At 45.1% G+C, this 20,116-nt stretch carries 17 protein-coding genes; 11 read left to right on the forward strand and 6 right to left on the reverse strand.

Translation table 11 applies throughout. The features are described from left to right. Positions 1-91: 91 nt before the first annotated feature. A complete protein-coding gene (locus QUB12_RS25305) occupies positions 92-3,043 on the reverse strand; it encodes an AAA family ATPase (RefSeq protein WP_333141985.1) in 2,952 nt (983 codons plus the stop codon). Positions 3,044-3,134: 91 nt separating this feature from the next. Here QUB12_RS25305 and QUB12_RS25310 point away from each other — a divergent pair, with 91 nt between their 5' ends. Genes QUB12_RS25310 through QUB12_RS25320 form a run of 3 tightly spaced genes read left to right on the forward strand, consistent with a single transcriptional unit; the run spans position 3,135 to position 5,880 of the window. After that, entirely contained in the window at positions 3,135-3,443 is a 309-nt protein-coding gene (locus QUB12_RS25310; protein WP_333308956.1) for a hypothetical protein, read from the forward strand. 5 nt (positions 3,444-3,448) lie between these two features. Next, complete coding sequence (locus tag QUB12_RS25315) at positions 3,449-4,864, forward strand: MBOAT family O-acyltransferase (RefSeq protein ID WP_333308958.1); 1,416 nt, start codon at positions 3,449-3,451, stop codon at positions 4,862-4,864. A gap of 5 nt (positions 4,865-4,869) precedes the next feature. Then, positions 4,870-5,880, forward strand: a complete 1,011-nt coding sequence (locus QUB12_RS25320) for a DUF459 domain-containing protein (protein WP_333308960.1) — start codon at positions 4,870-4,872, stop codon at positions 5,878-5,880. Between the two features lie 96 nt (positions 5,881-5,976). Here QUB12_RS25320 and gloA read toward each other — a convergent pair whose 3' ends face one another. The 4 genes from gloA to QUB12_RS25340 form a co-directional block, all read right to left on the reverse strand. Next, positions 5,977-6,372, reverse strand: a complete 396-nt coding sequence (gene gloA, locus QUB12_RS25325; RefSeq protein ID WP_333308963.1) for a lactoylglutathione lyase — start codon at positions 6,370-6,372, stop codon at positions 5,977-5,979. Positions 6,373-6,482: 110 nt separating this feature from the next. Then, positions 6,483-6,995, reverse strand: coding sequence for a cupredoxin domain-containing protein (locus QUB12_RS25330; RefSeq protein ID WP_333308965.1), 513 nt, complete (start codon positions 6,993-6,995; stop codon positions 6,483-6,485). A 19-nt stretch (positions 6,996-7,014) separates the two neighbouring features. Then, complete coding sequence (locus QUB12_RS25335) at positions 7,015-9,270, reverse strand: heavy metal translocating P-type ATPase (RefSeq protein ID WP_333308967.1); 2,256 nt, start codon at positions 9,268-9,270, stop codon at positions 7,015-7,017. A 165-nt stretch (positions 9,271-9,435) separates the two neighbouring features. After that, complete coding sequence (locus QUB12_RS25340) at positions 9,436-9,636, reverse strand: heavy-metal-associated domain-containing protein (protein ID WP_333103811.1); 201 nt, start codon at positions 9,634-9,636, stop codon at positions 9,436-9,438. Between the two features lie 247 nt (positions 9,637-9,883). Here QUB12_RS25340 and QUB12_RS25345 point away from each other — a divergent pair, with 247 nt between their 5' ends. The 7 genes from QUB12_RS25345 (at position 9,884) to QUB12_RS25375 (ending at position 16,348) form a co-directional block, all read left to right on the forward strand. Continuing rightward, positions 9,884-10,387, forward strand: coding sequence for a helix-turn-helix domain-containing protein (locus QUB12_RS25345; protein WP_333141990.1), 504 nt, complete (start codon positions 9,884-9,886; stop codon positions 10,385-10,387). A gap of 43 nt (positions 10,388-10,430) precedes the next feature. Then, positions 10,431-10,979, forward strand: a complete 549-nt coding sequence (locus QUB12_RS25350) for an RNA-guided endonuclease TnpB family protein (RefSeq protein WP_333142031.1) — start codon at positions 10,431-10,433, stop codon at positions 10,977-10,979. A gap of 249 nt (positions 10,980-11,228) precedes the next feature. Continuing rightward, complete coding sequence (locus QUB12_RS25355) at positions 11,229-11,951, forward strand: DUF305 domain-containing protein (protein ID WP_333141991.1); 723 nt, start codon at positions 11,229-11,231, stop codon at positions 11,949-11,951. A gap of 348 nt (positions 11,952-12,299) precedes the next feature. Then, complete coding sequence (locus tag QUB12_RS25360; RefSeq protein ID WP_333141992.1) at positions 12,300-12,497, forward strand: hypothetical protein; 198 nt, start codon at positions 12,300-12,302, stop codon at positions 12,495-12,497. Positions 12,498-12,699: 202 nt separating this feature from the next. Continuing rightward, positions 12,700-14,643: an efflux RND transporter periplasmic adaptor subunit gene (locus QUB12_RS25365; RefSeq protein WP_333141993.1), complete on the forward strand. Its 1,944-nt coding sequence runs from the start codon at positions 12,700-12,702 to the stop codon at positions 14,641-14,643. Between the two features lie 109 nt (positions 14,644-14,752). Next, complete coding sequence (locus QUB12_RS25370) at positions 14,753-14,971, forward strand: hypothetical protein (RefSeq protein WP_333300771.1); 219 nt, start codon at positions 14,753-14,755, stop codon at positions 14,969-14,971. A 135-nt stretch (positions 14,972-15,106) separates the two neighbouring features. Then, the gene (locus QUB12_RS25375; protein ID WP_333141995.1) at positions 15,107-16,348 is read left to right on the forward strand and encodes an ABC transporter substrate-binding protein; all 1,242 of its coding nucleotides are present in this window, start codon (positions 15,107-15,109) and stop codon (positions 16,346-16,348) included. Between the two features lie 63 nt (positions 16,349-16,411). On the opposite strand, the gene QUB12_RS25380 is transcribed toward QUB12_RS25375, so the two are convergent. Next, positions 16,412-16,570 (reverse strand): hypothetical protein, encoded by a 159-nt coding sequence (locus tag QUB12_RS25380; RefSeq protein ID WP_333141996.1) that lies wholly within the window; start codon positions 16,568-16,570, stop codon positions 16,412-16,414. Between the two features lie 428 nt (positions 16,571-16,998). Here QUB12_RS25380 and QUB12_RS25385 point away from each other — a divergent pair, with 428 nt between their 5' ends. Beyond that, entirely contained in the window at positions 16,999-20,112 is a 3,114-nt protein-coding gene (locus QUB12_RS25385; protein WP_333141997.1) for an efflux RND transporter permease subunit, read from the forward strand. The last annotated feature ends 4 nt before the right edge of the window (positions 20,113-20,116 follow it).

The raw sequence follows: 20,116 nt of genomic DNA on the forward strand, positions 1-20,116 counted from the left end.
CTAATTTTCAATAACAGGCAGGATGCCTGTTCCACAAGAAAATGGATGGTTTGTGGAACAGGCATCTTGCCTGTTCCCAACTATTCGGCAACTACAAACTGTTACCTGTCAGCGCTGGGCGAGACTCTTTTTTGCGAAATTGCAAAGAGTTATTTTCACAGTCGATCGCAATTGTATCACCCTCCACAAACGCATTTTCCAGAATCTTGTTAGCCAGCGGGTTTTCTAGCTCCCGCTGGATGGCACGTTTCAAGGGACGAGCGCCGTAAACCGGGTCATAACCAACATCTGTGATATGATTTTTCGCCGCATCGGACAGTTCCAAAGTGATTTTTTGCTCTGCCAACAAACGCTCGATCCGCTTCACTTGAATGCTGACTATTTGCCGCAGTTCGATCTTGCTCAAAGTGTGGAACAAAATTATCTCGTCCACCCGATTGAGAAATTCGGGCCGGAAGTGCGATCGCAGCGCTGCCATCACCCGTTTTAACATCTGTTCGTACTCTTGGTCTGTCTCCCGTTCTTGAGTCAATAAATTGTCATTTTCACTCTTGTTCTCAGTCTTGTTTTCACTCTTAGTTACAGTATCACCATCGACTCGCTGGGCCGACACCTCAACAGTACCGTCTGCAGCCACTTTATAATCTGTCTTTTGACTTGACAAATCTTTCGTTTCCTGCTTCCGGCTAGCAGGTTTTTTGACGGTTTTTTCCTTCTTAGTAAACACGTCTAAAATGTGATCGCTGCCGATATTGCTAGTCATCACAATTACGGTATTTCTAAAGTCAACCACTCGACCTTGAGAATCGGTAATTCTGCCGTCATCCAACACTTGCAGCAAAATGTTAAATACGTCCGGGTGCGCTTTTTCCACTTCGTCAAACAGCACTACCGAATAAGGATGTCTCCGCACTGCTTCGGAAAGTTGTCCCCCTTCATCGTAACCGACATATCCGGGAGGAGCTCCTACCAACCGAGAAACGCTGTGCTTCTCCATGTATTCCGACATATCGATGCGGACGATCGCATCGTCGCTGTCAAACAAAAACTCCGCCAACGCCCGCGCTAACTCAGTTTTTCCGACGCCTGTCGGGCCCATAAACAAGAAAGAGCCGATCGGTCTGCCGGGGTCTTTCATACCCGCCCTAGCGCGCCGAATTGCCGCCGCCACGGCTGTTACAGCTTCCTCTTGACCGATAACTTTTTGGTGCAAATGTTTTTCCAATTGCAGCAATTTTTGGCGTTCGGACTCTAACAACCGGTTAACCGGAATGCCCGTCCATTTAGCGACAATTTCCGCAATATCGCCCTCAGTAACTTTTTCGCGCAGCAGGGAAGAACCTTGAGCTTGCTGTTTCAAAAGTTCCGCTTCTTTGGCTTCGCGATCGCGCACCGCAGTTTCCAACTTGCCGTACTTTAACTGGGCGGCTTTATTCAAATCGTAAGCCCTTTCTGCTTGTTCGATTTGGACTCGCAGTTGGTCTTCTTCTGCTTTCAATTTATTGATTGCATCCAACAACTGCTTTTCGCCCAACCACTGAGAGGACAATTTTTCCTGCTTGACTTTTAAAATGTCAATCTCAGAGGTGATGCGTTCGACGCGGAAGCCGAGCCCAGGGGCTAGAGCACCTTTTCCTTCCCCTTCGATCGACAATTTTTCCATTTCCAACTGCATCACCCGGCGGTCAATGCCTTCCAATTCCACAGGTTTAGAGGTAATCTCCATTTTCAAGTGGGCGGCCGCTTCATCTACAAGGTCGATCGCCTTGTCTGGCAAAAAGCGATCGGAAATATAGCGAAAAGACAGAGTTGCAGCAGCTACCAGGGCCGAATCAGTAATTTTTACCCCGTGGTGGCGTTCGTAACGGTCTTTCAATCCGCGCAAAATGGAAACAGTATCTTCAACGCTGGGTTCGCCGACAAATACTTGTTGAAAGCGGCGTTCCAGTGCAGGATCTTTTTCAATATTCTTGCGGAATTCGTCGAGAGTTGTAGCGCCGATGCAGCGCAATTCGCCTCTGGCCAACATGGGTTTTAACAAATTTCCCGCATCCATTCCCGAACCGGAACTGCCACCGCCGCCAGTGCCTACAACCGTGTGCAATTCGTCAATAAATAGGACAATTTGCCCGTCGGAATCGATGACTTCCCGCAGAACAGACCGCAATCGTTCTTCAAATTCGCCCCGGAATTTTGCCCCAGCAATTAAACTGCCCATGTCGAGGCTAAATAGCTGGCGATTTTTCAAAGATTCGGGTACGTCGCCGTTGACAATTCGTTGGGCTAAACCTTCGGCGATCGCAGTTTTTCCGACTCCGGGATCGCCAATTAACACCGGATTGTTTTTTTGGCGGCGGGAAAGAACTTGTACCACGCGGCGGATTTCCTCGTCGCGGCCGATTACTGGGTCGAGTTTGCCGGCTTTGGCGGCTTCTGTCAAATCGCGGCCGTACTTGCTGAGGGCGTCGGAGTTAGCTTCGCCATCTTGATCTTGGGCTTTAGCGCTGCTGCGGCTGCCTTTCCCCGTTTCGGAATTTTTTTCTTGGGCTTTAGCAGTGGCGCGGAAAGATTTGATGGCTTCTTCGAGTTTTGGTCGATCGAGTGTACCGGCTGGGGGTTTGCGATCGTAACCGGGGCGACCTGGCGGGCCGTCGCCTTTTGTCAGCAACCTGCGCCCGACTCGTTCGTCTTCTACTAAACCAATTAATAAATGTTCAACGGCGATAAAATTATCTTGCCAAGTCGCCCTGGTGGCCTCGGCAACATCTAACATCACTTCTAAGCCGCGACCGAGGTATAGTTGGTCAGCGTTGGCAACTCTGGGCTGTCGTTTGGCAAAAGCATCTAACTGCTGGGCCAAGCGGGGGGCATCGACTCCAGCTTTGCTGAGAATGCTGTTGGCCTGGCCTTGCTGTTCGAGAAGGGCGATGGCTAAATGTTCAACCTCTAGCTGCTGATTGGCAAAGCGGCGGGCTACATCCTGGGATTTGACAATGGCTTCCCAGGCTTGATCTGTAAATTTGCTAGGGTCTGTTGGCTGCACGTTGGTTCCTCGCAATCAAGGGGATTCCTGTTGTTATCCGTTAATACATCGTCTCACAACCATCATAATCTTTAAACAGGATTATGAATTTATGAGTGCGGTTAACTACGGCGCAAGTTGTGACCTAATTGACAAGATTGCAAAAGCTTACAGTCCGCAATCCACCCCGAAATTTGCTGCGGTGAGACTCACATCTTGCGCCATTCTCAAGAACGGGCAAGATGCCCGTTCCACAAAAGATAAATTTTCTTGTGGAACAGGCATCTTGCCTGTTCATAAAAGGCTAACTGACAATGGTGCAACATATGAGTTCAGACCGACTCTGGCGATTCCCTTGGGGATAGGTTCGCTGGCCGTACTTATAAAAATATTGCCACAAACAAGATTTTTTAGCGACTGAGATTTATGCTATTTCCCACTTACCAATTTTTAGTATTTTTCCTAATTATTTTTAGCCTGATCGTCTCGGTGAAACCCCAAGTCGATTTGTATAAAATTGTCTTGTTAGCTTCGAGTTTATTATTTTATTCGTTTTGGAGCTTTGACTTTCTCTTGCTCCTCATTTTCTCTACCGTATACAATTATATCATTCTCCGGGTGATCTGCAACAGTAAGTATAAAAAAATTGCTTTCATCTCCGGCTTAGTTTTCAACATTGGCTATCTCGGCATCTTTAAATATTGCAACTTCTTTGTAACTTCTTTATTTGAGGTACTGAACCAGCTACAAATTCCCGCCAACTTTCCCGTTTTGCAAATAATCGCCCCCGTCGGCGTGTCTTTCTACACTTTTAGAATGATTTCTCATTTAATCGATTGCTACCAGCAAAAAATCCCTTGTCCGAAATTTGTAGACTATGCCGCCTACATTACCTACTTTCCGCAAATTGCCTCCGGGCCAATCTCGCGAGCTCGCGAATTTTACGGGCAGCTAAATTCACCGGAAAAATACGACTATAAAATTGAAGAAGTTATAGTTTTGATTTTGTCGGGACTCTTCAAAAAATATACTTTATCGAGCTTTTTGTTTAACTTCACTGACTTGCCATTCAAAGTCCCCCAGCAGTACAGCAGCATCGATTTAATCCTCGCGGCAATTTCCTATTCCTGTTTAATTTACGTAGATTTCAGCGGCTACTCGGATTTAGCCAACGGCATCTCCTGTTTGCTGGGTTTTAAACCCATTGCCAACTTTAATATGCCATACCGATCGCTGAGCCTGCAAGAATTTTGGAAAAGGTGGCACATCAGTCTTTCCGAGTGGCTGAGGGATTACGTTTACTTTCCCTTTGGCGGCAACAAATACGGTAAGTTGAGGAAGTACGTAAATTTACTGATGACAATGGCGATCGGCGGATTGTGGCACGGCGCAGGTTTAAACTTTATTTTCTGGGGAGCAATTCACGGTTTAGGATTAATTGTCAACCATTTATGTAAAGATATCCCCCAAGCTATCCACTTTAAATTAGACTATGCCTTTCCCAGATTTGCTAAATTTTGCAGTTGGCTGCTAACATTTACTTTTGTTACTTGTAGCTGGGTATTTTTCGGCACTCCCAACTGGGAAACTGCGATGAGTTTTTTTGAAGGAATTTTCCATCCAGCAGTCGCCACTTTTCAATTTAACTTTTGGCAATTGTATTTAGTAATTGCAGTCATTGGCGCGATCAACTTGTGGGGCGATCGCATCGCGAAACTATTGCAAACCGTATTGTCATTAAAAAACATTTTCTTTCGGGTTGTCTTAGTTTCACTGCTCGTGTATACTATCTTGATGTTGGGACCGAGTACCATGCCGCCTTTTATTTACTTTAATTTCTAAGAAATATGAAAGACCGGGAAATTTTGCTGATTGTTACTTCTGTAATTCTCACTTTAATATTTTCAAACTTATCATTATTTCTAAAAAGCTTTGCTTCAACTCCTTTCGCCAGTCCAGAAATCAAAGAAGCAGCGCGCCAGATCGAAATAGACGGTTTCAGAAAATCCGAACAAGCTTTTTGGAGCAAAATTAAAGATATTAACTTCGATAGCCTCCCCAAAGAATCAGAAATTCCTCCTGTCACAACCGAAACAAAAGCCGCCGTTGAACCCCCAAAGCCTGCTAATGCTAAAAAACCAACCCCAGCTAAAAAACCAACCCCAGCCAAACCTAAACTGACCAGACCTTATCGCAGATTTTTATTTATTGGAGATTCCGTAATGTTCGACTTAGGAATTCAACTCCAGTACACTCTTAAGACAAAATACAATATCGCCGATACGAAAATAGACTACAAGGTCTCGACCGGATTAAATCGGATAGATTATTATGATTGGTATGCCAGAACTCGCCAAATTATTAATAATTACCAGCCGGATGTAGTGATAGTTATGTTTGGAACCAATGACCGTCAAAATATCATTGATTCTCAAGGAAAAGGCTGGGCTGTTATGACCAAAGAATGGCAAAAAGCTTATCAAGAAAGAGTTGAAAAATATGCAAATTTACTTGATTCGTCATCCGTGAGAAAAGTGTATTGGGTCGGTCAATCGATGCCTAACAAATCTTCGTATCTCAAAGCTTTTCCCATCATGAACAATATTTATAAAGCTGCCAGCAAATCTTCATCCAAAATAGAATTTATTTCTACTTGGGAGACATTTGGACAAGGAGGAAAATTTGTTCCAGTAGTTGCTAATAAATCTGGTAAGCGAGGCTATGTAAAAAATAATGACGGCTTGCACTTTACCTCCCACGGAGCTCAGATTATCAGCGAATTAATCGTTGATAAAATGGGGAAGGACAACATCTTAAAATCTCCCCAACCTCCCCAATCTCCCAAAAAGAAACCCTAAACTTTAATAATTGGTTCCCATTGGGAGTCAGAAACCGGGTTTCTTCACCAAGTCTCGATGAGGATGCCAAAATTATCGCAGAAACCCGGTTTCTTTCTAGTCGCGTGGATTTTGCAGTTGAATTAATTCAACTTTATATCCATCTGGGTCTTGTACAAAAGCGATGACAGTTGAACCGTGCTTCATCGGGCCGGGTTCCCGACTAACTTTACCACCGCGAGCTTTAATTTCTTCGCAAGTACCGTAAATGTCGTCAACGCCGATCGCAATATGACCGTAAGCATCCCCCAAATTGTACTCTGTGACGCCCCAGTTGTATGTTAACTCCAAAACTGTAGTGTCGGATTCATCGCCGTAGCCCACAAAAGCCAGAGTAAATTTACCGTCTGGATAGTCCTTTTGTCGCAGCAATCTCATGCCCAGAACCTCGGTGTAAAATTTGAGGGACTCTTCCAGGTTGCCGACTCGGAGCATCGTGTGTAGTAGTTGCATTTAGCTCACTCCAAATTTTTTAAGCTTTCATCTATTTTAGCTATTTCCTGCGGAAAAAACTCGCCCCTCAACCGTGGCAGTTCCCGCAGGTTGATAACTGTCTATTTGATTTAGCTTTGTACTTCCACCACACCCCGAAACATATTCATGCCGCACGTAAATAGGTATCGTCCAGGTTTGTCAGGGGTAAATTCAACAGCCGTTACCTGATTGAGAGGTAATTCTCGCACAATGTGAAAATCTGGTAACAACACTTTTTCAAGACAACTATTGGGGTCGCGCCTCAAGAATTTGAGCCTGACTAATTGACCTGCGTTCACAACTACAGTGGCAGGCTCATAACCCCCGTCTACAGTAATAGTCAACTCTTGTATCCCCTGACTAGATTCAGCTTGCTGCCCTTTAGCTTTACTGAATAAAAACCACCACAATTCCAAACCAATTAATGTCAAACCACCTATTGTTACGCCAACTTTTAAACCTAGTGGCTGTTCAATGCTGCGGAATTGAGTCGTTGAAGTAGAATGCTGGACGGACATTTTGGAAGCTTGAACTCCCGATGCCATTCCCATCACAAGCCCTAAACTCGCGAGACTTCCCAAAATTTTACGATGGTGTAACATTTTTCTAATTTCTCCAAATTTATGCACTAGATTTGGCTTTAAAATTTCGCAATCGCAAAGCATTAGTAACTACAGAGACTGAACTGAAAGCCATTGCTGCACCGGCGATAATTGGATTTAGCAGCCAGCCAAAAATGGGGAACAAAATGCCCGCCGCGATCGGGATTCCAGCGATGTTGTAAATAAACGCAAAAAACAGATTTTCGCGGATGTTCCGCATGGTGGCGCGGGAAAGTTTAATTGCAGTAACTATGCCTTGCAAATCTCCTGAAATTAAGGTAATGTCGCTGGCGGCGATCGCGACATCTGTGCCGGTGCCGATCGCAATTCCCACGTCTGAAGCGGCCAAAGCCGGTGCGTCGTTAATCCCGTCTCCCACCATCGCGACAATTTTTCCTTCCCCTTGCAGGGCTTGAATTTGAGCTGCTTTTTGGTCGGGTCTAACTTCGGCAAAAACGCGAGTAATGCCTACGGATTGGGCGATCGACTCCGCAGTCGCGCGATTATCCCCAGTCAGCATCGCCACCTCCAAACCGAGCTTTTGAAGCGCTTTCACCGCCTGCGCTGACGAGGGTTTGAGGGCATCCGCAATGCCCAGAATTGCCTCTATTTTGCCTTCTACAGCCATCCAAACAACCGTTTTGCTCGCAGCTTCCAAAGCTCTCCCGCGCAGTTCCAGATATTCAGTATCGCCGCCGAGTTCCTGCATCCACCTCAGCGTTCCCAGGGCGATCGACTTTCCGGCTACAACCCCTCGAACACCACTCCCCGCGATCGCCTCAAAATCCTTAACATCCGTCAAATTAACCTCTTGAGATTGAGCGTATCTAACAACAGCTTCCCCCAAAGGATGCTCCGAATTTCGCTCTACAGACGCAGCCAATTGCAGCAAGTTTAACTCATTGCTGTTCGCCGTTCCTCTAACAGTCACAAAATCAGTTACAGTCGGCTTGCCTTCTGTGAGGGTTCCCGTTTTATCTAACACGATAATTTGGATTTGGTGAGCCAATTCTAAACTCTCGGCTCCTTTAATTAAAATCCCATTTTCTGCACCTTTTCCCGTTCCCACCATCACAGCAGTCGGAGTCGCCAAACCCAAAGCACAGGGACAGGCAATAATCAGCACCTCCACCATTGTTACGGTTGCTAAAGTGATATTTCCAGTCGCGTTAAACCAGATAATAAAAGTAGCTAAAGCGACGGCAATTACTACAGGAACAAACCAACCCGTCACTTGGTCTGCTAACTTTTGGATCGGTGCTTTTGAACCCTGTGCGTCCTGCACCATCTTGACAATTTGAGCTAAAAATGTATCTTTGCCAACTCTTGTCGCCCGAAACTTGAAACTGCCAGTTTTGTTAATTGTGGCTCCGATAACTTCGTCGCCAAGCTGCTTTTTGACAGGCAAACTTTCTCCCGTAACCATTGCTTCGTCTACTGTGGAAGAGCCTTCAATAACATCTCCATCTACGGGGATTTGCTCTCCCGGCCGCACCTGCACGATGTCGCCAATTTCCACTAGGGCGATCGGCACTTCCAACTCTTCCCCGTTGCGAATTATCCGAGCAGTTTTTGCTTGCAAACCCATGAGTTTGCGAATGGCTTCGGAAGTCTCTCCCTTCGCCCGATTTTCTATGGTTTTTCCCAACAAAATTAAGGCGATAACACTGGCCGCAACTTCGTAGTAAACGCCATGATTTAAACCTTTGGCTGTGAATAAACCTGGGAAAAATGTCACAAATACAGAATAAAAGTAAGCAGCACTTGTACCCAAGGCAATCAGGGTATCCATTGTTGCTACACGCCGTTTTAGGGATTTCCAAGCTCCCACATAAAACGATTTGCCGCACCAAAATTGTACGGGTGATGTCAGCACTAATTGCAGCCAATAATTGTGCAGCCACGCGGGAATAAATGGCAGGTGCAAGCCGGTCATCGCTGGAATAGCGCCCACAACTAGCAGGATGCTGATGATACCTGCTGTCCAGAGTTTCCGCTGCAAGGTTTGAGATTCAGATTTGCGATCGGCTTGTTCGGAATCATCCTCTGGCGCAGCCATTTCTTGAAGCGGCAAAGCTTCGTATCCCGCATCATCAACAGCAGATTGAATTGTTTCTAAGTTGGTTTGCTTGGAGTCGTATTGGATGGTTGCTTGTTCCATCCCAAAATTGACATGACACTCAATTACGCCGGGAACAGATTGAATTGCTTGTTCGATAGAGGAAGCACAAGAAGCACAACTCATGCCCCGCAATTTAAGTGTGAGATTGTCCATAGATGCCCTCCTAAATTATAAAGTTACCTTATGTCTTCAAAGGACCTCGCCTAAAAACGGATAACGTGCGACGTACTCCTGTCGTGGAGAATCAAAAATTTTAGACTCTTGTTAAATCTCCCAGATTCAAAGCTGCAAGTAAATCTAAAATCTAAAATCTAAAATCTAAAATTGACTTGTTGGATAGCCCGCCGATGCGATCGCTTTCCTAACTTCACTTTCCGACTTAGCGGTTTGAATCGTGACCAATTTTGTCTTGAGATCCGCCTCAACCGTTGAGGCTGAGTCAATGGCTTGGACTGCTTTTGTGATTGTAGTCGCACAAGCAGAACAAGCCATCTTAGGCACTTTTAGCTGTAAAGTCATAATTTGAACCTCAGCAGAAACTACTCTGCTCAATCAATGAATTAACTTTATTGTAAAGTCTCCAGTCCACAGGAGAGTCAAGGGGAATTGCAAAATAAATCAGGAATTCTGAAAAAACTGGTTTGACACGCTATCCATAGGGGTAAGGCGCGCACTGTGCACCCTACATAATTAGGTTGTGAGTAAGACTTAAGTGTCAAATAGTTTGCTAAACTTGTCCATAGTTAATCGCCATTGAGGAAGTTTTATGTTTGCCATTAAACGAGCGCTCAAATTAAATAACAAGGAAGCGACCTTGATGGCGAAACACGCAGGGTTCCGGCGCGTAGTTTTTAACTTTGGGTTGAGCTTGCGGACTCAAATGTATGGCGAGGGAAAATTTACCGACTCGAAGGTGATCAACGAAGTCAAGAAAGTTCTCACCAACCATGTCAAGAAAAAGCCTGAATTTGCTTGGATGAACCAATTGTCTAGCCGAGTCTACCAAAATGCTTTGATCGATCTCAAAGATGCGTTTAGTCGCTACCGTTCTGGGAAAGCAGGTCATCCAAGATTCGCTAGTCGCAGGGACGGTCAATCTTTTACGGTCGATTCGTCTCACGGCAAAGTTTTGCTAACTGCTGGCAGAACGATTAAGATTCCTACATTGGGAACTTTTAGGCTTTTTGAACCCCTAGAATGTAGCTTCCTCTCTCAAACTTTCACGATTTCAAAAGAAGGAAATCGCTGGGAAAGTCTCCTTTTGCGTTGATGCAGAACGCCTACCTGTTCAGCCGTCTGAAAGTTCTGTAGGAATAGATCTCGGTATTAAGTCTTTTGCCACGCTGTCAACCCAGCAAACTTTTGATGCACCAAAGCCGTTGATAGCCAGTGCGAAAACCAAGCTTGCCACTTTGCAGCGCAAAGCATCAAAGCAGGTGCGAGGCTCTCAAAACCAGCGTAAAACCTACAGTAAAATCAGCCGACTCCATGCGCGGATAGCTCGCATTCGCTTAGATTTCCTTCACAAGTTGACAACTTACTTAGCTAAAACATTCAAGTTAATTAAGATTGAGAACTTAAACGTTCATGGAATGATGGCGAATCACAAGTTAGCTGGAGCAATATCTGACCTTGGATTCTACGAGTTCAAACGTCAACTTGACTACAAGTGTCAAATGTATGGAGCTAATTTAGTATTGGTAGACCAGTGGTTTCCTAGTACCAAGACTTGTTCCAATTGTGGCACCAAAAAAGATATGCCACTAAGCATTCGGACTTTTGACTGTCCTGCTTGTGGCATATCTTTAGATCGGGACTGGAACGCAAGTCTAAATATTTTAAATTGGGAACCCTCGGCTTGAGGGGGATAGCCTACTTATCTTGGGATTAGCCGTCTACCCAACAGCGTAGGAAGTAAGCACAAACTGTGTCTAAAAATGAGTTTAGAGAAGTTTAGGTAAGTTTTACAAAGCAGTTCTGTAAATCTTAACTTTGAGTGCGATCGACGGCAGAGCAATAATTCTTTACAAGTTCGCAGCAAAAATTTCATCCTAATTTCATTTATATGTGGAAAGCTGAAGATAAATGGCAGTTTTAAGGATATAAGCTCTATGAAACCAATTTCATTAAAAACAGGCTTTGCAGCGCTGATGTTGACCGCCACAGCCGCTTTAACCAGCGGAGTGCTTGCAGCTTGTTCAAATGCCCCTTCCAGTGAAACTCCCGCCCCAAATGTTACGGCTGCAACCGAAGCAAACAACAAGCAAAACGTGGCACAAGGCGGTGGCATGGGTGGCATGGAGCATCATGGCATGAATCACGATATGTCAATGGATTTAGGCCCTGCTGATGCCGACTACGATTTGCGATTTATTGATGGCATGACAGTACACCATCAAGGTGCTGTAAAAATGGCTCAAGATGTGCTTAAACAATCTAAACGCCCGGAAATGAAAAAACTTGCCACTGATATAATTGCTGCTCAAAACCGCGAAATCAATCAAATGAAAGAGTGGCGAAAAACTTGGTATCCCAAAGCCAGCAGTACCCCGATGGCTTATCAGGCTCCAATGGGTCGCATGATGGCCATGACTCCCGAACAAATGCACCACATGATGATGAGCATGGATTTAGGGGCGGCTGACGACCAATTTGACTTGCGATTTATCAATGCGATGATTCCTCACCACGAAGGAGCTTTAGTGATGGCCCAAGATGCTTTGAAGAAGTCAAAACGCCCGGAAATGAAGAAATTGTCTCAAGAAATTCTGACTTCGCAAAAGCAAGAAATTGAGCAAATGAAACAGTGGCGGCAAGCTTGGTACAAAAAGTAATTTAGCTCACCTCAACAAAACGTGACCAAAATCATGAAAATAAGTGACCTTAATCACAGTAGTTCGATAGTTAAGAAAATACTTGGTTCACAAAAGCAAGAAATTGAGCAAATGAAAAAGTGGCGACAACCTTGGTAGACAAAGTAATGTAGCTTGACTGTGGCTGTCAGCATTGGTCTGACTCCACCTCAGTTTCCTGAGAGTACCTACACAGACTGTAGATAATTGAGCCGCCCTAGCTCTAAAGTAGTAGAAAGTTACGTAAGAATACTGTAGACAATTGCTCAGCCATACCTCTAAAGTAGTAGATAGGTCAGCAAAAAGCTAGATAGATAGAGAGGGTAGTTTATGATATTGAATAGCTTGGAATTAAACACCACTTATAAATCAAATGCAGCCGTAGATGAGCTAGTGAGCGCATTGACCAACGAAATTGCAGCGCCAGCAGAGATAAAAAAACCGGCAAAAAATCTACAGCCAAATCGCTTGTCACTAGGCGCAACTTATATGGGTATTTTAGCAGCCGGTGGGTATCTGGGCTGCTGAGGCGAAATTTCATCCTAATTTCATTTGACCGTGAAATACTAGGTTGAGTAGAGCATTTCTAGCTCTTGGTCATTGCTTAGCAGTCGCTTCTTGGAAAATGCTAATAAGTAACTTTACTTAATGGGTATCACTTACTTACCTTGGCAAAATACCAACTGCTAAACCTGTGGCACTCAACCTGATTTCAAGGACATTGCCAACGATGATATTCCACAAATATGCTCAATATCCGGCAATTATTAGCAGCTTTTCGGGAAGTTTGTTCAGCCTAATTTTGCTAAGTTCTCCTGCCGCTGTTTTTGCCCACGCTGGCCACGGAGATGAATTTCACCAAAGCGGCGAAACAACTGAAACTCCTGCTGCTATTTCTGTCGATGCCGAAACAGCAAAACGATTAGGTATTAAAGTCTCCCCTGCCTCCCGCCAGCGACTAGATATCGGCATCAAAACCACAGGACAAATTGAAACTTTACCCAACGAAAAAGTTGAAGTTACGGCTCCTGTTGCTGGGAAAGTAGTAGAGTTGCTGGTTAAGCCTGGGGACAAAGTATCAAAAGGTCAACCGGTGGCGGTTTTATCGAGTTCAGAATTAGGACAGTTGCGGGTTGAATCTCTCTCGAAACGTGCCGAAGCTGAGGCAGATTTGCAGCAAGCGGAAGGCGATCTCAAACTAGCACGAGAAAATTACGATCGCCAAAGTCAAATATCCGCAGCAGAAATCGCCCAAGCCCAAACCCAATTGGCAGCGGTAACTAAGCAGTACCAGCAAGAACAAGAATTAGTAAACAAGCGTTCAGTTGTACAAGCCGCTAAAGAAAACTATCAGCGTCAAGTTGAAATAGCGCAAGCCGAAATAGCACGGGCAGAAACAGAATTAACTGTTGCCAAAGAACAGTTCGATCGCGACAAAGAATTAGTGGCATCAGGGGCGATCGCGCGGCGCACAATGCTGGAATCGCAAGCCCACTTCGCCGAAGCAAAAGCCGCTGTTGCTAAGGCAAAAAGCCGTCCAGAAGTTATCAAAGCCCAAACCGAAATTAAACAAGCCGAAGTAGACCTCCCAATGCGGGAATTGCGGGAATCTCAAGGCAGAGTAGCGGAAGCAAAAGCTCAACTTACCAGAGCTCAGAGCCGCCGGGAAGTCCTAGAAGCCGAGAACCAACTCAAACGCGGCAAAACTGCCGTCGAAGTCGCTCAGTCGCGGATTCGCTTGGCTGACGCAGCCTATCAAGCGCGACTCCAACAATTAGGAACTGTTGCCAACGATCGAGGACTCGTTACCGTAGTTGCTCCGATTTCCGGGACGGTAGCCGATCGCGAAATCACCCCAGGAGAGTCAGTAAACGCTGAAAAACCGTTGATGAGTCTGTTAAATGACAGCCGCGTTTTTGCCACAGCCAATATTTACGAAAAAGACCTGAATAAAGTAAAACAGGGTCAGGAAGTGAGGGTAAAAGTCGCTAATTTACCCGATCGCACTTTCAAGGGAAAAATCGCCTTAATTGGGTCATCCGTGTCAGGAGAAACGCGGGTGGTGCCGGTGAAAGCAGAACTAGATAATATTAACGGTGAATTAAAGCCCGGACTGTTTGCGGAGTTGGAGATTTTAACCGACAAAACTGCAACAAATATTTTAGCAATTCCCAGTGCGGCGGTAGTGGATGTTAGCGGTAAAAAAACCGTTTACGTCCAAAATGGCAATGCTTATCAAGCTGTTGAAATTGAACTCGGTCAAACGGCCGGAGATTTAGTTGAAGTGAAGAGGGGTTTATTCGAGGGAGATTTGATAGTAACGCAGCGAGCACCTCAACTTTACGCACAATCTTTGCGGGGTGGCAGCAAGCCATCAAAAGACGAGGAAAAGAAAGACGCAAATCCCAAGGCAACAGAGGTTAATTTTAATAATTTACCCGTGTCTTTATGGTGGGCGGGAATAGGGGGAGGAGTTGCGATCGCATCCCTGACTTTCACAGCCGGCGTGTTGTGGGGAAATCGGCGCAAATTGCCAGCAATAGCAGCGGCTCCTGGAAACAATGCTGCAAATAATGGTTTTTCCGCCTCTACATCGGCGTTGGACAATGAACTGCTGTTACACAATGACAACCATCACGTTAAAAATGCAGAGACAGAAGTCAATCGATTTTAGATTTTAGATTTTAGATTTTAGATTGAAGCATTGACCCCACGGATAAATACGTTCGGCAAGTTTCATCGAATACAGGTTTGTTATTTCTGGGTCCTGAGTCTGCGAAGGAATGAATCACGTGGCGGGTATCCTGGATGCTTTCGGTCAAGAGTTTGAAGTAACAGCACGACACGGAAGTAACGGATACACGGATAGTTGTTTTTATCAATGCCCAATGCCCAATGCCCAATGCCCAATGCCCAATGCCCAATTCCCAATTCCCAATGCCCAATGCCCAATTCCCAATTCCCAAATTATTAAATGTTCAGCACTATTCTTAGATGAGTAATTAACCGCCGCTGGCTAGTTTCGCCTTATCCCAGTTGGCGAAAGTTCGGAGTAAGATAGAATTACCAATTACCAATTACCTAACTAAATGTTCAGGACTATTGTAGTTGCACATACTCACTGCGGAAGTCCTAAGATGTTTAAGAAAAGTATCTTTACTCACATTCTCACCTCGTTCATCACTTTTATACTGGTTGTTGCTTGTAGTCAAACCAATCAACCTACCACCACCACCACTAATACTCCGAGCAATACACCAGCAGCAGCTACACCCAATTCAGCTACTGCCCTTCCAATTGGAGCAGCATTCTCGCAAACCAGCAACTATGCTCTTTTAGCTCAGGAATCAGTGGGTGGTGTCAAAATTGCTGAGAAATATTTCAACGACAGGGGAGGTGTTAATGGTACTCCTATTAAAATGGTGTTTCAAGACACTGGAGGAGATGAAGCAGGAGCCATCAACGCCTTCCAAACTCTAATTAATCAAGATCGAGTGGTTGGCATTGTTGGGCCATCGTCTTCTCAGCAGGCATTTAGTGCCAATCCAATCGCAGAACGAGCAAAATTGCCAGTCATTGGCGCATCGAATACTGCCAAAGGGATTCCTGAGATTGGTGAGTATATTGCGCGTGTCTCTGCACCTATTTCGCTTGTAGCTCCCAATGCAGTAAAGGCAGCGCTTAAGCTTAATCCTAAGATTAAAAAAGTCGCTGTCTTTTATGCTCAAAATGACGCTTTCACCACATCGGAGACAGAAATTTTCCAGCAAGCGATTAAAAACCAAGGGCTTGATATCGTCACCGTCCAAAAGTTCCAAACTACTGACACGGACTTCCAAGCTCAAATTGGTAATGCACTCGCTCTCCAACCCGACTTAGTTGTTATTTCAGGATTGGCAGCCGATGGGGGTAACTCGATCCGGCAACTGCGGGAACTGGGTTATCAAGGTACCATCGTTGGCGGCAATGGTTTGAACACGTCTAATATCTTCTCGGTGTGTCAAGCACTCTGCGATGGTATTATCATTGCTCAAGCCTATAGTCCCGAAGCCCCCGGCGAAATCAATGCTGCCTTCCGCGATGCTTATGTAAAGCAAAACAAGAAGGAACCACCGCAGTTTAGTGCTCAAGCCTTCACTGCCGTACAAGTATTCGTGGAAGCCTTGAAAGCTTTGGATAGTAAAACCAAACTCAGCGTGTTGTCATTGGCAGAGTTACGCACAAAGCTGAATCAGCAAATCCTAGCTGGAAAGTACAATACCCCTCTCGGTGAAATTTCCTTTACCCCTGAAGGTGAAGTTGTACAGAGCCAGTTTTACATTGCTCAAATCAAGATGGATGTAGATGGAAATAATGGCAAGTTCATCTTTTTGAAGTAAGTCAAAAGGGTACATCCCTATTTTGCAAAATAGTTGATTAATTTACCTGCACCCAGAAAGGCTCTACGATCGTTCTTCATCGAAAATATACGGCAGAGGTTTTTTACGCCCTTTGAACTGAGCGCGCATGATTACCCGTTCCGAGCGCTTTGGCGGTACTGGATTGTAGTCTATTTCGCCAATGCTTTCTAGAGTTTGTGAGGAGTGTTTTGGTGCTTGCATAATAACTATTCTGATATCTTGCACTATTGTCAAGAACGGGCAAGATGCCCGTTCCACAAAGAATGAGTTTTCTTGTGGAACAGGCCGAAAAGCCTGTTCCTAAACAAGTAATTGAGAATGGTGCAAGATGTGAGTATTGTTGTAAGCTGCATTGTCAAAAATAGCAACGCAGGTTATATCATTTTAGATTTTAGATTTTAGATTATAGATTTTACATGACTTATGAATTCGGGTTGAAAGTTAAAATATTTCATCCTAATTTCATTTTTGGGTGTCAAGCTAAATAGAATGGCTATTTAACACTGTTCAGCCAAGGAATCGCGGGAAAAGCTACGGCAGCCGGAGCATTTAATATTGGCTAAATTTTATTGTTAAATGGTCGATCGCCCAACGGTGGCTGGTAGTCATCACCTCTATAAAATCATAAAATGTTCAGCACTATTCTTAGATGGGTAATTAACCGCCGCTGGCTAGTCGTTGTCGCCACCATTATTGTTAGTCTTTGGACATTGTATATCATCCCCCAAATGTCCCTTGATGTCTTCCCTCCTTTTGCACCCCCGCAGGTGGAAATTCAGACGGAAGCACCGGGGCTCGCGCCGGAAGAAATCGAGTCTTTGGTAACACTACCGATCGAAAGTGCGATTAACGGAACTCCTGGGGTAACAGCAGTGCGATCGTCTTCCGCTGTGGGCCTTTCTTCGGTTAAGGTAATCTTTGATTGGGGAACTGAAATTTATCAAGCGCGCCAGTTGATAACAGAACGGTTGCAGCAAGCTCAAAGCAAACTCCCGGCTGGGGTAGAAACACCGCAAATTTCTCCCACAACTTCTCCTGTCGGCACTGTTATTACCTATGCTTTTACCTCGGAAACTACTCCTTTGATGGAAGTGCGCCGTCTGGTTGATTGGCAAGTCACAAATCGGCTTTTGGCAGTGACAGGCGTTGCTCAAGTGGTGGCATACGGCGGCGAAGAAAGGCAGTATCAAGTATTAGTAGAACCTGCCAAGTTAAAAGCTTTTAATGTGTCGTTGCAGCAAGTAGCTGAAGCGGCGGCGGCTGCGAATGTTAACGCGCCGGGGGGGTATTTAATTACGCCGGATCGAGAAACTTTAATCCGGGGGGTGGGGCGGATTGAGTCTGTGGAAGATTTGCAGCAATCGGCGATCGACTCTCGCCACGGAACACCCGTCAGAATTAGTGATGTGGCTGAGGTCAAGATTGGTGCTGCAATCAAGCGGGGCGATGGCAGTTTTAACGGCAAAAAAGCTGTGATTGTGATGGTAAACAGACAGCCAGTTGCTGATACTCCGACGGTAACGAAAGCAGTTGAGGCAGCAATGGCTGAGGTGCAGCAAGCTCTGCCCAAAGATATTAAAGTTACTGTGACTTTCCGCCAGGAAGAGTATATCAATTCCTCGGTGGAGAATGTGCGATCGGCTTTAATTGAAGGCAGTATCATTGTCACCCTTATTCTCATCCCGTTTTTGATGAATTGGCGCACTCTCGCGGTTGTTTTGCTGGATTTCTTTCTGACTTGGCTGTTGGCGCTGCTGGCGATGAATTGGCTGGGGCTGGGATTAAATACGATGACTTTGGGGGGTTTGTCGGTGGCGATCGGCACTGCGATCGACGATGCGATCGTCTATGCCGAAAATACCTACCGCAATTTGAGAGAAAATAAGGCTTCTCTTCATCCTCGCCCGGTGATGGATGTGATTTTTGATGGCAGTCAAGAGGTGCGCGATTCGTTAATTGGAGCGACTGTTATTGGGATTGTTGTTTTTTCTCCAATTTTTACTTTGCCCGGTGTAGAAGGTCGAATTTTTACGCCGATGGGGATTACTTATTTGGTAGTTGTTGTGATTTCTAGTCTGGAATCGCTGTTAATATCTCCGGCCCTTTGTGCTATCTTGTTGCCTACCAAACGCATGAGTGCTGCGGAACCTTGGCTGCCGAGATTTTGCAAGCGTATATATCATTTTTCGATAAATTTGTCAATGCGCTATTCGGGGATTATTTTAGCTTTAGCGGCTGCTAGCATGGTGGCTGCATTAATTATTTTGCCTTCCTTTGGACGGGTGTTTTTGCCAGAGTTTCAGGAGCAAACTTTGGTGAATACTATTATGCTTTATCCGGGGGTGTCTTTGGAGACAACAGATAGCGCTGCTTTTGCTATTGAAGATGCACTTAAGGATGATACCAGGTTTGAATACGTGCAAGTGCGATCGGGCAGAGCTCCGGGTGATGCTGATGCTGCGGGAGTTAATTTGGCTCACATTGATATTGGTTTAAGCGAGGAGGGCATGAAAAACAGGCCAAAAACTTTGGAAGCGCTGCGGCAGGAGTTTGGTAAATTGCCGGGAGTTGCACCAAATATCGGCGGTTTTATTTCTCACCGGATGGATGAGGTTTTATCTGGTGTCAGAAGTCAGATTGCTGTCAAAATCTTTGGCCCGGATTTGGATCAACTTCGCAGCATCGGTGCCAAAGTTGAAGAGCAAATGAAAACAGTGGAAGGCATTGTGGATTTGCAACTCGAACCGCAGGTGCCAGTGCCACAAATTCAAATTAAGTTTAACCGCCAAGCTGCGGGTAGATACGGTTTGAAAATCGGAGAGCTTTCTGAAATAATTGAGACCGCTTTAAACGGCAAAGTTGTTTCTCAAGTTTTGGAGGTTCAGCAAACTTTTGACTTAGTTGTTTGGTTGCAGGCTGAAGCCAGAAACAACCTAGAAACTATTCAGAATTTGTTGGTTGATACTCCAAGCGGCAACAAGATTCCCCTCGCCCAAGTTGCGACTGTTAAATACGGTACGGGGCCAAATACGATTAACCGCGAGAATGTTTCCCGGTTGATTGTGGCGGCGGCGAATGCTAAAGGTAGGGATTTGCGATCGGTTGTGAATGAAATTCAAGCTAAAGTCAAACGAGAGGTGCAGTTGCCTTTTGGCTATTTTATCCAGTACGGCGGTCAATTTGAAGCAGAACAAAGAGCTTCGCAAAATATTATGATATTTAGTGCGATCGCCTTTTTGGTAATTACAGTATTGATGTACTTGTCCGTCAAGTCAATTCCTTCAACTGCTATGATTATGATTAATTTGCCGATCGGATTAGTAGGAGGAGTAATTGCGGTAGCTTTGACTGGCGGCATCATCTCTGTAGCTTCCCTGGTTGGCTTTGTCACTTTATTTGGCGTTGCCACCCGCAACGGCTTGTTATTAGTAGACAACTACAACACTAAATTTGCCGAGGGAATGGCTTTTAAGGAAGCAATTATTAAAGGCTCGATGGAACGGCTAAACGCTATCCTGATGACCGCTTTAACATCAGCTTTGGGTTTAGCACCTTTAGTCTTAGAAGGCGGCCCGGGAAAGGAAATTTTGCAACCGCTGTCAGTCGTAGTTTTAGGAGGGTTATTTACTTCTACAGCCTTAACTCTGTTAGTTTTGCCAGCTTTGTATGCTCAATTTTGGCATTTTTTACGACCTCAACAACCTCAGCCAGTTATTGAAGACGGCAAGGTAGTTAATGTGTGATATT

Source organism: Microcoleus sp. B7-D4 (genome assembly GCF_036705125.1).
GTDB lineage: Bacteria > Cyanobacteriota > Cyanobacteriia > Cyanobacteriales > Microcoleaceae > Microcoleus.

Excerpts from the sequence above, each read along its gene's own strand:
- QUB12_RS25310 (WP_333308956.1), top strand. The coding sequence starts at position 3,135 with ATGAGTGCGGTTAACTACGGCGCAAGTTGTGACCTAATTGACAAGATT.
- QUB12_RS25315 (WP_333308958.1), top strand. The coding sequence starts at position 3,449 with ATGCTATTTCCCACTTACCAATTTTTAGTATTTTTCCTAATTATTTTT.
- QUB12_RS25320 (WP_333308960.1), top strand. The coding sequence starts at position 4,870 with ATGAAAGACCGGGAAATTTTGCTGATTGTTACTTCTGTAATTCTCACT.
- gloA (WP_333308963.1), bottom strand. The coding sequence starts at position 6,372 with ATGCAACTACTACACACGATGCTCCGAGTCGGCAACCTGGAAGAGTCC.
- QUB12_RS25330 (WP_333308965.1), bottom strand. The coding sequence starts at position 6,995 with ATGTTACACCATCGTAAAATTTTGGGAAGTCTCGCGAGTTTAGGGCTT.
- QUB12_RS25335 (WP_333308967.1), bottom strand. The coding sequence starts at position 9,270 with ATGGACAATCTCACACTTAAATTGCGGGGCATGAGTTGTGCTTCTTGT.
- QUB12_RS25340 (WP_333103811.1), bottom strand. The coding sequence starts at position 9,636 with ATGACTTTACAGCTAAAAGTGCCTAAGATGGCTTGTTCTGCTTGTGCG.
- QUB12_RS25345 (WP_333141990.1), top strand. The coding sequence starts at position 9,884 with ATGTTTGCCATTAAACGAGCGCTCAAATTAAATAACAAGGAAGCGACC.
- QUB12_RS25355 (WP_333141991.1), top strand. The coding sequence starts at position 11,229 with ATGAAACCAATTTCATTAAAAACAGGCTTTGCAGCGCTGATGTTGACC.
- QUB12_RS25360 (WP_333141992.1), top strand. The coding sequence starts at position 12,300 with ATGATATTGAATAGCTTGGAATTAAACACCACTTATAAATCAAATGCA.
- QUB12_RS25365 (WP_333141993.1), top strand. The coding sequence starts at position 12,700 with ATGATATTCCACAAATATGCTCAATATCCGGCAATTATTAGCAGCTTT.
- QUB12_RS25370 (WP_333300771.1), top strand. The coding sequence starts at position 14,753 with ATGAATCACGTGGCGGGTATCCTGGATGCTTTCGGTCAAGAGTTTGAA.
- QUB12_RS25375 (WP_333141995.1), top strand. The coding sequence starts at position 15,107 with ATGTTTAAGAAAAGTATCTTTACTCACATTCTCACCTCGTTCATCACT.
- QUB12_RS25380 (WP_333141996.1), bottom strand. The coding sequence starts at position 16,570 with ATGCAAGCACCAAAACACTCCTCACAAACTCTAGAAAGCATTGGCGAA.
- QUB12_RS25385 (WP_333141997.1), top strand. The coding sequence starts at position 16,999 with ATGTTCAGCACTATTCTTAGATGGGTAATTAACCGCCGCTGGCTAGTC.